Below are 13,091 nucleotides of genomic sequence, written 5' to 3' on the forward strand. Positions count from 1 at the left end.
CGTTAGAACATGCCAGAAGTACCGGACTATCAGTCGTTCATGAGGCCGCTCCTCGAGTACGGGGCGGACGGGCAGGAGAAGAACCTCAAGGACGCTATCTTGGCACTGGCAGACCGCTTCTCCCTTGCGCCGGAAGACCGTGAAAGGCTTCTCCCGAGCGGCAAGCAGACGATCCTGTCGAACCGAGTGCATTGGGCTCGAACCTATCTGGACAAGGCTGGTGCGCTTCGCAGGACCAAGCGGTCGCATTTCGTGGTGACCGATCGCGGTCGTCAGTTGCTCGCCGAGAACCCAGGCAAGATCGGGGTGAAGGTGTTGCGCCAATTTCCCGAGTTCGTTGACTTCCAGGCACCAAAAGCCGGCACGGCGGACCAGGGGATTGGTGCCGAGCTGACCTTGGTAGGGCCGGTCGAAGAGGCTATGGCGACGCCTGAGGAGACGATGCAGGCGGCAGAGGAAGCGATCGCATCCACCCTGCGGACCCAGCTCCTCAACCGCATCCAGGAGCTGTCTCCCACATTCTTCGAGCGTCTGGTGGTCGATCTTATCGTGGCTATGGGCTACGGCGGCACTCGGCGAAGCGTGGCGCAACGGCTGGGCAAGAGCGGAGACGAAGGGATTGATGGTATCGTGAACGAAGACCCTTTGGGCCTGGACGTCGTCTACATCCAGGCGAAGCGGTATGCCCCCGAGAACACCATAGGGAGAGAACGCATCCAGCAGTTCGCCGGGGCTCTGGTCGGACAAGGAGCGACCAAGGGCGTGTTCGTCACGACCAGTTCATTCTCGAAGGGAGCGGTCGAGTACGCGCAGCGTGTGCCGCAACGGATCATCCTCATCGACGGGGCAGAGTTGTCGCGCCTCATGATCCAGTACGATGTAGGCGTGCGGAGGGAACGGACGATCGAGATCAAGCGGATCGATCTCGACTACTTCGAGGAGACCGACGGGTAGGCCTGTCATCGGGTTCGATGAGATGTGATCTTGGCCATCGACTGGAGGCACATGCATTTCCGACGACAAGGGAGGAGGGGGGAGCTCAGCATAGTTGCTATGGTGATCCCCCTCTCAAATTTTCTCGTCGTAAACGCTCGTGATTGGCTGATGTCATTTAGGTTATTCGGGATATCATATCGACCATCTTCAGGTGAACTTGGAGCTTAAGATCATCATTCTTATTCCTGAAGGGTATCCCAGGAGACCTCCTGAACGATCAGGTCCCCCCTCCTGTCCCCCTTCAGCTCCTATCCATATGTCAGGGGTAATCAAGGGTGGTCTCCTCCCATGATGGGTCGTGCAGACTGCGTGCTGGTCACGACGGCTCATTCCTGCGCTTTATGGTGCGAGTTCGTCCCTCATCATAGTCTTTACCACTCGCAATTTCGGGCAGCTTCACAGCTTCTACGCACGCCCGAAGCTGTTCGACTGTGAGGCTGCCAAGGTAGATGCGTCCAGCGACGCTCTGCGGCCTGTGACCGACGACCAAATCGATCGCGATCTGAGGCTGCTCTGCTTGATATGCTTTGGTGATGAACCAGCGCCTGAAGGAGTGGAAGTTGACCAGATCACGACGCTTGCCTTCCGCCTGCTCCGTGACGCCGACCTTCTTTCGATAGTAGCCGAAGGCCTTCACTGCCGGCATTGAGCGTTCTTGAGGCTTATCGGCAGCTACTGGCGGACATTCCGGGAATAGATCGTCGTCTGGTCGCTTACCGACGAGCAGCTCCTGAACTGTCTTTGCCAAAGCTGAATGAATGGGTACGAGACGGGATGACTGCTCTTTCTTCTGCGCCTTGAAGCGGAAGCACCCATCAGGGGTGATGTCCTTCGCCTTCAGGCTGACGATAGCGTCAATGCGAGCACCACTGAGTGCGCCAATCAGCATCAGGGGGCGAATGTATCGCTGGTGCGGGCTTCCACGGAGGAGAGCGGTGATTTCGTCATCGGTGAACGGACGCTCCTTCTCGCCTTCCTTCGGCTGTTCCTTTGGCAGAAATTGACCGGACCATGGATTCTGTCCGTAGTTGATGTAGCCGCGCTTATCCAGCCACCTCCAATAGGAGGATAGACAAGTCAAATACTTGTTGATGGTTTTGTTTGTCAGTGGACGGGCTACCCCGGACTTCATGTCGCCAACAAAACGTCCTGCCTTGCGCCGGTCGATAGCCTCGATCATGAAGGGCACATGCTCCGCCTCGCACCACTCCTCAAGGTAGGCAAGCGCGCGCTCGCTGTCGGCCTTCGTACGAGCTGTCCAGGTGCCCTCAGAATGAAACCGGGTGAGGGGCACTCCTACGGGCGTCTCCAGGCCAAGAGCAGTCTTGAAGAATTGACTTGCCGTAGCGCTCTTCTCCTCGTCGAAAATCGGTTCGTCACGATCTTCGTCCTTGCCGACCGGTTCGCCTCGGATGGCCTCGGCAAACTGCCGCACGCCTTCAACCTCAAGCTCTCGCTCATCGCTTCCCTCCTCCGTGGCGTGAACGATCTCGCGGAGTTCAAGGGCCAACAATTTGATGTCCTTTGATGTGCGCGACTTGATCCCCGATGCCTCGACCGACGCGGTTTGGAGCCGACCTTCCCGAGCCTTGTCGATCAGTTCAAGAAATTCAGCGACGACGGAGTGCTTCCGCCGTTCTGCCTCGGCCGGGTTATGGGTCTCAAGCGACCGCTTCAATCGGGTCTTCCCGAAGGCTTTGATCAGATCACGCGGAATAGGCACCGAGACGCGCCACGCACCACTGTTCATGCGCTCCAGGTAGGTAGGAGTTCTGCTGCGAGCCAACGGAATGTACCTCGATGTGCAACCTGCATTGTCCCATAACCTCTTGTTTTGGCAGGCGCTATTGGCATATCAACGGGTTAAGAGTGTACCTTCGGAGGCTCCAGGTCCCCCAGCCAATCTTCCGCCAAGCTCCTTGTAAACACTGACGTTTCGCCCTCGGCTGAGAATCCTCTCCGCCGACTTCGGCGCGCGTGTGCCCCAACTTGCGCCCCAAGCTGCGCCCCAAGAGGTGCGGCGACGGGCCGGAGCTTGAGGCTGCGATACCGATGGCGACGCGTCATGAGGTCCCCAATCTCGCCCGCCGGGGCAACGTCTTCACCTGGCGGGCGCGCGTGCCCGTGCGCTTTTGCGGCCTGCCCGCCACGCGCCAGGATCACGGTGCCACTCCGGCAGTCCGACCACCGCAAGGCGTGCCATTTAGCAAGGCGATTGAATCTTATTCTCGATACGAACTCGCCCGTGCCGGACTGTCGGACACGATCGACAATCGGGAGCGGGCGAAAATCGAGTGCTTCAAGGCGCCGACGTGCTCCTGGACGTCGCGCCAAGTGGCCCCTCGTCGACCGGGCGTCGACGCCGCTCACCCGGTCGGTGCTGACGGACGAGGAGCGCGCGGCGCTGTCGCCGATCGTCGATGTCGCCGGCGCTTCAACCAGGACCTCAAACGGCACGTCCGGGACTGGTGGCTCGCCTACAACGACGCCAAACAGCTCGAGGCGCTCCGCTGCAAGACACCGCTCGAAGCTCTCGAGCTCCACAGGGCCGATGAGTCAGAACGGCTCGGTCGTCGACCAGGCCATAACCTTCTGGGACTAGACATCCAGGTCCTCCAACCACGGCCGGTGTCCGGTCGAAACAGGGCGCACGTCTCGCCGCCGATCGACCGGATCGAAGTCGTGATCGCCGCTGCCCGTTTCCTGGACCGCCGTGAACCGAAGCTCCGGCTCGGGACGGTCCTGGAAACGGTCCGCGTCACCTCGCATCCGGCGAGGTCAGTCGATGATGGCCTGATAGGACAAGGTGTGGATCTTCTCCTCGATCTCGGGATTGCCGAGAATGCGCTGCGCCATCATCACGATGAACATGTCCTCCTTCGGGTCCACGTAGAAGCGGGTGAAGAAGATGCCCGCCCAAGTGTACTCGCCGTCGGAGCCTAGCCCCATCTGATTGACGCCGCTCTGGATCCCGAAGCCGAGACCGAAGCCGCTACCGAATTTGCCGAGAAACGCGGGCAGGCTGTCCGACGGATGGTGGTCGCCGATCTGGTTGGTGGTCATCAGGTCCACGGTCTTGCGGCTGATCAGACGCTTGCCGTCGAGTTCGCCGCCATTGAGCAGCATCTGCAGGAAGCGGCTGTAGTCGCCGATGGTGGAGGTGAGACCGGCGCCCCCGGAGAGAAAACTCTTCCTGGTCGAGACCGGCACGTCGGGCGCGAAGATCAGCTGGTCCCAGGCGGTCGGCGAGTCGCCCGCCCGCACGTAGCCGGCATCCTTGTCCATGGCGTACAGGGCGGAGAGCCGGGCCTTCTTGGCGTCGGGAAGGTGGAAGGCGGTGTCCTTCATGTCCAGCGGATCGAGCACGCGCGCCGTGATGAAGGTGTCGAGGGTCTGGCCGGACACGACCTCGATCAGGTATCCGAGCACGTCGGTGTTGAGGCCGTATTCGAAGGCTTCACCCGGCTGGTTCAGCAGCGGCAGCTTGGCGAGCCGCTTGACCTGGTCGCCGATCGTGCCGTCCGTGGGCGAGAGGCCGTCCGATATCCCGGCATCGCGATAGGCGTCGACCAGCGGCTTGCGCGCCCAGAAGCGATAGCTGATGCCGGAGGTGTGGGAGAGCAGGTCGCGGATGGTGATCTCGCGATTGGCCGGCACCAGGCTCGTCTTGCCGTCGGCGTCGGTGACGATCACCTTCGGTTCCTTGAACTCCGGAATGTAACGCGAGAGGGGGTCGTCCAGCTGGAATTTGCCCTCCTCGTAGAGGATCATCGCCGCCACGGTGGTGATGGGCTTGGTCATCGAGGCGATGCGGAAGATGGTGTCCGTGGCCATCGGCACCTTGGCTTCGGCATCCTGAAGACCGAAGCTCTTGAGATAGGCGGCCTTGCCCTTGCGGACCACCGAAACCACCGCGCCGGGAATCTGGTGCCCGTCGATGTAGGATTGGACAAGCCCGTCCAACCGGGACAGGCGTTCGCTGGACAGGCCGACCGCCTCGGGAGCCGCCTTCCCCAGTTCGGCCGCTTGCGCGCCGCCGAAGGCGAGAAGGAGACCGAGCGCGGCCATGGCCGCGCGGGATGCGAGTGCGGAGCTCTGGATCATGTTTCCCCCAACCTGTTGTTGTCTGGTGCGCAACACGTTGCACGCCGCCATTGGGCAACGGTGGGTCGTCTTTGACGTGGGCGAGCGTCCTGAATTCCGCCGGGCAAATTTCCCGATCTCACGAGGAACCGTGCATCGCACGGCTGCGATGTGCGATATTGGCGGCAGTTCCCCCAGGGCGCCGCATGAGACTCCTCGTCCGCATCACGCTCCGTCTTATCGCCGTCGCCCTCATCTTGCTCGGGGCGACGGCGTTCTGGATTCTTGCCGACGTGAGCGCCCGGATCCGGCTGGAGGCCGAGACCACGGCTGATCGCGTCGCTGTCCGATGGGAGTCCTGGCCGGCGCTGGCCGGCAGCACCGGCGTGACGAGCCGCGAAATCCTGTTCGGCGCGCAGACGATGGTGAGCGGCGCGCTGGTGCTGCCGGGCGTCTGCGTGGTGTTGGCCTCCGCCTACGGCGGCGAGGACCGGTTCTGCAACGCCAGGGACAGGCTGGGCGGCGCAGCGCCAGTCTGGTTCCAGACACTGTTCGACCGGTTCGAAATGGCCGGCGAACCTGTGCGCCGGACTGTCACCTTCCGGCGGCGTATCCTCGGCACCGTCACGGCCACCGTCGACCCACAATCCGCGGCCGACAGGTCGTGGGAGCAGATTCGCCTTCTGGTCGGGCTCGCCTCGGCGATCACGGCAGCCATGGGCGTGCTGGCGGGGATCTCCGTCGGCCAGGAACTCAGGCCTGCTCGCGCCGTCATGCGGGCGATCCGCGAACTGGAGCACGGCAATACCGCGGAACGCCTGCCGCGCCTCAAGACCGCCGAGTTCGACCGCATCGCCCAGGCTTTCAACGACCTTGCGATCCGACTGCAGCGCACCACGTCCGAACGGGAGGCGCTGACCGTGCAGCTATTCCGCGTCCAGGAGGACGAGCGGCGCGGCATCGCCCGCGAACTGCACGACGAATTCGCCCAGTGCCTGACGGCGGTCCGGGCGCTCTCGGCCTCGATCGAGGCGGGCGTGCCGCAGGACCGGCCGGATCTCGGCGAAGACGCGCGGGGGATCTCGGCCCTCGCCGCGCGCATGCAGGCCAACGTCCGCGGCGTGCTCTCCCGGCTCCGGGTGCCCGAGATCGAGGCGCTCGGCCTGGAGGCCAGCCTGCGCACCCTGGTGGGCTCCTGGAACACCCAGAAAACCGGCACGCGCTTCCTCCTGGAGACCTCCGGCGACATGGGGTCGCTGTCGACGGACCACGCGCTCGGCGTCTATCGCATCGTTCAGGAGTGCCTCACGAATGCGGCGCGGCACGGCCACCCGCGCGAGGTGGTGGTGCGCGTCGAGCGGACCGCGGCCGGTGCGGTCGCCGTCTCCGTCCGCGACGACGGCGGCGGCGATCCGGCCGTTGTGAACGGCGCCCCGGGGCTGGGCGTGCTGGGGATCCGCGAGCGCGCAGCGTCGCTCGGAGGGCAGCTGACCATCGGTGCGGCCCCCGGCGGGCTGATGGTGCGCGTGGCTTTTCCCGAGCCGGCGGCGTCCTCATGAGCGGCCTCGCCATCCTGCTCGTCGACGATCACCCCGTGGTCCGCGAGGGATACAGGCGCCTGATCGAGCGGCAGCCGGGCCTTCGCGTGGTCGCGGAGGCCGAGACGGCGGCCGAGGCCTACGAGGCCTATCGCCGGTGCCGCCCGGACGTGACGATCCTGGACATGTCCCTGCCGGGGGCCGGCGGCCTGGAAGCCATTCGTCACATCCGCCAGTGGGACAAGGGCGCGCGCATCCTCGTCTTCACCATGCACCAGAGCGCCGCCTTCGCCGTGAAGGCCTTCGAAGCCGGAGCGCTCGGCTACATCACCAAGACGAGCCCGCCGAGCGAACTGATCCGGGCCGTCGAGGCGATCTCGCGTGGGGGCCACAGCATCAGCGCCGACATCGCAGCCGAACTCGCCGCCGAGCGACTGACCAACCGGACCAGTCCGCTCGACGGCCTCGGCGTGCGCGAGGCGGAGATCCTTCGCATGTTCGCGGCGGGGATGGAGACGGAACGGATCGCGGCGGCGCTGAACCTCAGCCTCAAGACCGTCCAGAACTACCATTACCAGATCAAGGCCAAGACGGGCGCCCGCACCGATGCGCACCTGGTCTGGATGGCGATCAGCGCAGGTTTGCTTGCCGACGACTGTCCGCCCCAGTGAATGCGGTCGACGACGTACGCGGGCGCGGACTGAACCGCGCCGGGTTCGCCGGAGGCTCCATCTCCTGAGACGACGGAGCCTCCATGAGCGTGACGACAGGTACGGTCTCCCCGGACGTGCGCCGACGAGCCGTGCGGCGGGTGCCGCGTCGGCAGGGCGAACGCTACTTGCTGTAGACCATATCCGGCAGCCAGAGCGCCGTCTCGGGGAAGACGCCGACGATGAGCAGCGTCAAGATCATGATCAGGACGAACGGCGTGACAGACTTGTAGATGTCGAAGATCGTGATCTCGGGCGGCGCCATGGCGCGCATCAGGAACAGGTTGTACCCGAACGGGGGCGTGATGTAGGCGATCTGGCAGGTGATCGTGTAGAGGACGCCATACCAGACCAGATCGTATCCGAGCACCGCCACCAGCGGCACGTAAAGGGGCGCGACGATCACGAGCATGGCCGTGTCGTCGAGGAACATCCCCATGACGAGGAAGCTGAGCTGCATCAGGACGAGGATCATCCAGGGGCTCAGCCCCCATTCGCCGATGAACAGCCCCTCGATCGACTTCACCGCCCCAAGCCCGTCGAACACCGCGCCGAATGCCAACGCGGCGAGGATGATCCACATGAACATGCAGGAGATCGCCAGGGTCTGGCGGAGTGAGGTATCGAAGACCGCCCACGTCATCCGGCCCTTGATCACCGCGGCCAGAAACGCCGTCAGCGCGCCGATCGCCGAACTTTCCACCAGCGAGGTCCAGCCCAACACGAAGGGGACCATCATCGCCACGAAGATCGTCAAAGGCAGAAGTCCGGCGCGCAGCAGCCTGAGCTTCTCGGGAAGCGGCACGTTCCGTTCCTTGGCCGAAAGGGCAGGGCCGAGCGACGGGTTGATGCGGCAGCGCGCCCAGATGTAGACGATGAAGAGCCCGGCCATGATCAGCCCCGGGATCACGCCCGCCAGCCACAGCTGGCCCACCGGCTGGCGTGCGATCATGGCATAGAGCACGAGAACGACGGACGGCGGGATCAGGATGCCGAGCGAAGAGCCGGCCTGGATCACGCCGGTGACCATCACCTTGTCGTAGTTGCGCCGCAGCAGTTCCGGCAGCGCGATGGTGGCGCCGATCGCCATGCCCGCCACCGACAGACCGTTCATCGCCGAGATCAGCACCATCAGCGCGATGGTGCCGATGGCCAGTCCGCCGTTCACGGGCCCCATCCAGACGTGGAACATGCGATAGAGATCGTCCGCGATGCGGCTTTCGCTCATCACGTAACCCATGAAGACGAACATGGGCAGCGTGACGAGCGGGTACCAGTTCATCAGCTTGATGCCGGCCGAGAACGGGATGTCGGAACCACCCGCCCCCCACAGGAAGAAGGCGGATATCGCGGCGACAAAGCCGATCGCCGCGAAGACGCGCTGCCCGGTGAACAGCAGCATCATCATCGACGTGAACATGAAGATCGCGATCAGGTCCTGACTCATTACACCGTGCTCCGGGTGCCGGGTGCCGTGCCGAACGGATCGGCATCGCCCGTCCGCCAGCGTTCGATGTCCTTGAAGAGTTCGGCGACAGCCTGAAGCAGCATCAGGACGACACCGGTCACGAAGATCAGCTTGATCGGCCACTGGACCGGTCGCCACACGGAGCGCGACCGCTCCAGGACGCCCAGGTTCGAGGCTGCGGCATCCGGACCGCCGGTCACGAAGGACCCGACTAGAGCGGCGAGATAAGACCACGCCTCGCCGCCGAAATGGCCAAGGCTGTAGGCCAGGGAATTGACGCCGCCGGACAGAAGGAAGCCCAGGTAGACCACCATGAAGACGACGGTTATGATGTCCGTCATGGCCTTCCGGCGGAAGCTGAAGGTGCTGTAGAGGAGATCCATCCGGACGTTTGCGTCCAGCTGGATCGAGTAGGGTCCGCCCAACACGTAGTAGGCCACGAGCAGGAACTGTGCGGCTTCCAGTGTCCAGAGGGAGGGGTTGAGGAACGGCATCGCCTTGGTGAATGACGACCACAAGAGGACCGCCATCATCACCAGCAGCAGATACATTGCGAAGCGGCCAACCCGATAGTTGAAGGCTTCGACCGCACGCACGTAGTGCCGCATGAAGCTGCGCATTCTCGCTCCGATCATGAAGTTGAGCCCGTGCCGGGTCTCTCGACTGGCACGGGCTGCGCGTGACAGGAAACCAGGTCAGGTGCGGCTGTACGGATACCCGGCCTTGTCGATCACCGCATGGTAGTCGCGGAAGATCTGGATGATCTTGGCTTCGAACTCGCCCTGTTGGGCCACCTCGGCCCAGAAGTCCGACGCGGCGGTCTCGACCTGCTTCCATTCCTCGGCCGGGATCGAGGTCAGTTCGAGCTTGTCGCCCGTCGCCCGCAGCCGCGCTTCGCCGCCCCAGTACCACTGGTTGCGATACTGGTGGCTCGCCTCGATGGAGGTGCGGACGATCGCCTTCAGATGGTCGGGCAGGTCGGCCCAGCGCTTCTGATTGACGAAGAACGAGCCGATCCAGGCTCCGGAGATGTTGTTCGTCACGAAGTAGTCCGTCACCGCGGCCCAGCCGACGGTGTAGACTTCGGTGATCCCCGACCAGGACATGCCGTCAAGCTCGCCCGTCTGCACGGCCATCTCGGCATCCGCATAGGGGAGGTTGACCGGCACGACGCCGAACTTCTGCAGGAAGATGCCGGCGGTCGGGAAGGTGTAGAGCTTCAGGCCGTTCAGGTCGGCCAGCGACCGGATCGGCTTCTTGGTGTTGAAGTTGCAGGGATCCTGGCCGGAGGCCGAGAGCCAGGTCACGCCGACCTTCTCGTATTCCGAACGCCAGATATCGGCGAGCCCGTACTGGTTGAACAGCACCGGCACGTCGAGCGCGTGGCGCGTCGCCAGCGGGAAGTAGCCGCCGAACTGGCGCACCGGCGTGGGCGACGCCATGCTGTCGTCATCGGAATGAACCGCGTCGATCGTGCCGCGCTGCAGCGCCTGGAACAGTTCGCCCGTCGGGACGATCTGGTCCGCGTAGTAGAGCTCGATCTCCAGTTCGCCCTGCGCGGCGGCGTTGATCGCGTCGATCACGGGCTTCGTGACATGCTCGCCGAGGGTCGGCCCGGCATAGGTCTGGAAGCGCCACTTGATGGGCTCCTTGGCGATGGCCGGGGGCGCCGCAAGCCCGAGAGCGGCGGCACCGCCGCCGAGCCCGGCGTTACGAAGGAACTGGCGCCTGGAAGTGGTCGAGTTCGTCATCCTGTCGGTTCCCTTCTGTTGATGAGTTATTCTTTCCTGAATTCAGCCTGACGGACCTGCCCGTTCACGTTCCGACAAGCATCGCGTTGTCGGCGAACACTGTCTCCCCGTTGACGAAGCTCGACGCGTCGGACGCGAGAAAGAGGGCGACGTTCGCTATTTCCTCAGGCTCGCAGATCCGACCCTGCAGTCGCACGATGTCCTCTTCGCTGACTGCGACGCCTTGCGCGCGCAACGCGTCGAGTTCGCGAAGACCGTGCGGCGTGCGGATGAAACCCGGGCAGACCGCATTGCAGCGCAATCCACGCGACCTGTATTCGATGGCGATCGCGCGCGTGAACATGTGGCAGGCGCCCTTTGTCGTGCAGTAGAGCACCTCCTTCTCGGTGCCCGCCACGGCGGAGATCGACGAGGTATTGACGATCGTCCCTCGTCCGGCGGACAGCATTGCCGGAACAAAAGCCTTGGTCACCAGGAACATCGACTTGACGTTGATCGACATCAGCCGATCCCAGTCGGCTTCGGTCGTGTCGAGGAAGTCCTTCACGACGACCGTACCGGCGTGATTCCAGAGGGTGTCGACGCGCCCGCCGAACCTGTCCAGGATGGCCCCGGCCGCGGCCTCGACATCGGCCGCCACGGACACGTCGGCGCCGACCGCGAATGCCCGGCCTCCTGCGGCCTCGATCTCGCGGACCCTCTCCTCGGCAGCCGAAAGGTTGATGTCGATGATCGCCACGTGCGCGCCAGCGGCCGCATAGGCAATCGAACCCGCGCCGCCCGCACCAGTCGCGCCGCCGGAAATCACGGCGTTCTTCCCCCGCAAGTCCATGGACCCTTGCCCCGCCAACTGTTACATCTGCCTAATCCTAGTGGCGTTATGAACACCGCGGAATCGGCCCGCGGGACTAGATTGGACCTGTCCGAAAGGACTATAAAGGGGCGATGACAGCGTTCGGCGTAAATGCAACGGTCCACGAACATGGATGGCGGCGCGCCTGGAATTCCGCCGCTGCCCGGCTTGTCGATTCCGATCAGCCGGAGAACTTCGGCGCCGATCTTCTGACGTCGCTCCAAGATGTCTCCGCTTTTACTCATGCGGTCTTCTTTGGCTATCCCCGCGAGCGCAGACCCGTCCTGCTCCATCATTCGTTCGCAAGGCCCGAAAGAAGTGCCTCTCTGGTGGCCTATGTGCGCGGGACGTTTCTTGTTGATCCCTTTTACGATGCCTGTCTGAAGGGCATCGCGGAAGGCGTCCATCGCATGCAGGACGTCGCTCCGGACGACTTCTATTCGTCGATCGGCCGTCACCCCGGTTACATCTCGCCCTGCGTGTCACCGGAACCGGGCGTTCTCTCCGAGGAGATCGGCTTCTTCGCGCGCACAAGGGGCGGCGCCTACATCGTGCTGTCGCTGATGCGTGACGGGGTGGAACCGCCCTTCTCGGAAGACGAGATGGACCGCTTCCGCGAGGTTGCTCCGCTCGTCTGCGCGGCCATGCGGCTGCAGTATCGCGATAAGGTGGAGGTGTCGTCGAAGGACGGCAACGAGGCGGGATGGTCGTTCGGCGAGGGAGACTTGAACCGGGTCATCGCGGCCTGCGCCAATGGGCACGTCACCCCGCGGGAGGCTGAGGTCGCGGCATTGATGCTGCGCGGCCATTCATCGGGATCGGTCGCGCGGGAACTCGGCATATCTGTGTCGACCGTGAAGATCCACCGTCGCAATCTCTACGACAAGTTCGGGGTGTCGACGCAGGCGGCCTTCTTTGCCCTCATCCTGTCTCGGATCCTCGAGCCTCCCAAGGAACGGACGACCTAGAATTCTCCGATCGAGTTGCACGACTTGATCGCCGAGAGAATGCTCCAGCGTATTCAATCCGGAGCGATGTCCTGTCGACCTGACGAGTCCGTCCGTTCGGAAAGCGTTCCAGCGAAGAGAAACCCACGGAAATCCGTCGAACGGTCGGGGTTTGACTGAACTGGACGGCCGCGCGCTGCGCGCCGGAAACGGAATCCTGAAACACGCGGGTGACGAAGTCGAGCGTTCGCATTTCCGGGGTAGGGAAACGGATCAGCGCGATCTTCCGGGCCCCCTCCGTCGGCGCCCGGACCGAGTCCCACCTCAGCCGGTCGGCAACCCCGAGGTGGATCGGCCGGTATCCGCCGAGTCGTCGTCGACCGAGCCCGCGCGTCGTCGCGCGGTCGGGTCGGCAGCCGACCACATCGGACGCATGGATCAGATGGGCTGGGTTTCCCCCGGCTGGATGTAGACGCTCTGGCGCTCCAGCTCCTTCACGGGATCGAACGCGACCGTGTCGCTGGTCTGCGTGGTCTGGAGGAGGCCGCCCTGGTTGAGATAGGCCTCGAACCCGTCCTTCACCTCGGAAGCTTTCGCGGCCCCGGCGTCGAGAACCTCGTCGAGGGTCTGGGATGTGCCGATCGTGGCCGGGTCGCGTTGCCGGCCGGTGGTCTGCGGCTCCAGCGTGATGGTGCGGGTGAAGGCGGCAGGCGAAGCGGCGCCGGTCGGATCGATGGCCATGGGA

The 13,091-nt window shown here is 63.8% G+C and carries 11 protein-coding genes; 4 read left to right on the top strand and 7 right to left on the bottom strand.

The features are described 5' to 3' along the window. Positions 1-9: 9 nt before the first annotated feature. Positions 10-954 (top strand): restriction endonuclease, encoded by a 945-nt coding sequence (locus HND91_RS04345; RefSeq protein WP_181705318.1) that lies wholly within the window; start codon positions 10-12, stop codon positions 952-954. A gap of 358 nt (positions 955-1,312) precedes the next feature. Here HND91_RS04345 and HND91_RS04350 read toward each other — a convergent pair whose 3' ends face one another. Then, a complete protein-coding gene (locus tag HND91_RS04350; protein WP_181705319.1) occupies positions 1,313-2,746 on the bottom strand; it encodes a DUF6538 domain-containing protein in 1,434 nt (477 codons plus the stop codon). A gap of 1,028 nt (positions 2,747-3,774) precedes the next feature. Continuing rightward, positions 3,775-5,100 carry a serine hydrolase domain-containing protein gene (locus HND91_RS04355; protein ID WP_181705320.1) on the bottom strand — a complete coding sequence of 442 codons (1,326 nt, stop codon included), beginning with the start codon at positions 5,098-5,100 and terminating at the stop codon, positions 3,775-3,777. 185 nt (positions 5,101-5,285) lie between these two features. Here HND91_RS04355 and HND91_RS04360 point away from each other — a divergent pair, with 185 nt between their 5' ends. Beyond that, positions 5,286-6,638, top strand: a complete 1,353-nt coding sequence (locus HND91_RS04360; protein ID WP_181705321.1) for a histidine kinase — start codon at positions 5,286-5,288, stop codon at positions 6,636-6,638. Beyond that, on the top strand, positions 6,635-7,288 hold the full coding sequence (locus tag HND91_RS04365) for a response regulator (RefSeq protein WP_181705322.1): 654 nt from the start codon (positions 6,635-6,637) through the stop codon (positions 7,286-7,288). Before HND91_RS04360 ends, HND91_RS04365 begins: the two co-directional genes overlap by 4 nt. Positions 7,289-7,451: 163 nt before the next feature. Here HND91_RS04365 and HND91_RS04370 read toward each other — a convergent pair whose 3' ends face one another. The 4 genes from HND91_RS04370 to HND91_RS04385 form a co-directional block, all read right to left on the bottom strand. Next, a complete protein-coding gene (locus HND91_RS04370; RefSeq protein WP_181705323.1) occupies positions 7,452-8,774 on the bottom strand; it encodes a TRAP transporter large permease in 1,323 nt (440 codons plus the stop codon). Next, positions 8,774-9,415 (bottom strand): TRAP transporter small permease subunit, encoded by a 642-nt coding sequence (locus HND91_RS04375; RefSeq protein WP_181705324.1) that lies wholly within the window; start codon positions 9,413-9,415, stop codon positions 8,774-8,776. Before HND91_RS04375 ends, HND91_RS04370 begins: the two co-directional genes overlap by 1 nt. 75 nt (positions 9,416-9,490) lie before the next feature. Continuing rightward, positions 9,491-10,546 (bottom strand): TRAP transporter substrate-binding protein, encoded by a 1,056-nt coding sequence (locus tag HND91_RS04380; RefSeq protein ID WP_181705325.1) that lies wholly within the window; start codon positions 10,544-10,546, stop codon positions 9,491-9,493. A 64-nt stretch (positions 10,547-10,610) separates the two neighbouring features. Beyond that, positions 10,611-11,378, bottom strand: coding sequence for an SDR family NAD(P)-dependent oxidoreductase (locus HND91_RS04385; protein ID WP_181705326.1), 768 nt, complete (start codon positions 11,376-11,378; stop codon positions 10,611-10,613). A 113-nt stretch (positions 11,379-11,491) separates the two neighbouring features. On the opposite strand from HND91_RS04385, the gene HND91_RS04390 reads away from it, so the two are divergent. Further along, positions 11,492-12,367, top strand: a complete 876-nt coding sequence (locus HND91_RS04390; protein WP_181705327.1) for a helix-turn-helix transcriptional regulator — start codon at positions 11,492-11,494, stop codon at positions 12,365-12,367. A gap of 417 nt (positions 12,368-12,784) precedes the next feature. Here HND91_RS04390 and HND91_RS04395 read toward each other — a convergent pair whose 3' ends face one another. Further along, positions 12,785-13,087, bottom strand: a complete 303-nt coding sequence (locus tag HND91_RS04395) for a hypothetical protein (RefSeq protein WP_181705328.1) — start codon at positions 13,085-13,087, stop codon at positions 12,785-12,787. Positions 13,088-13,091: the final 4 nt, after the last annotated feature.

The sequence above is a fragment of the Chthonobacter rhizosphaerae genome (genome assembly GCF_013839525.1).
Taxonomy (GTDB): Bacteria; Pseudomonadota; Alphaproteobacteria; order Rhizobiales; family Pleomorphomonadaceae; genus Chthonobacter; species Chthonobacter rhizosphaerae.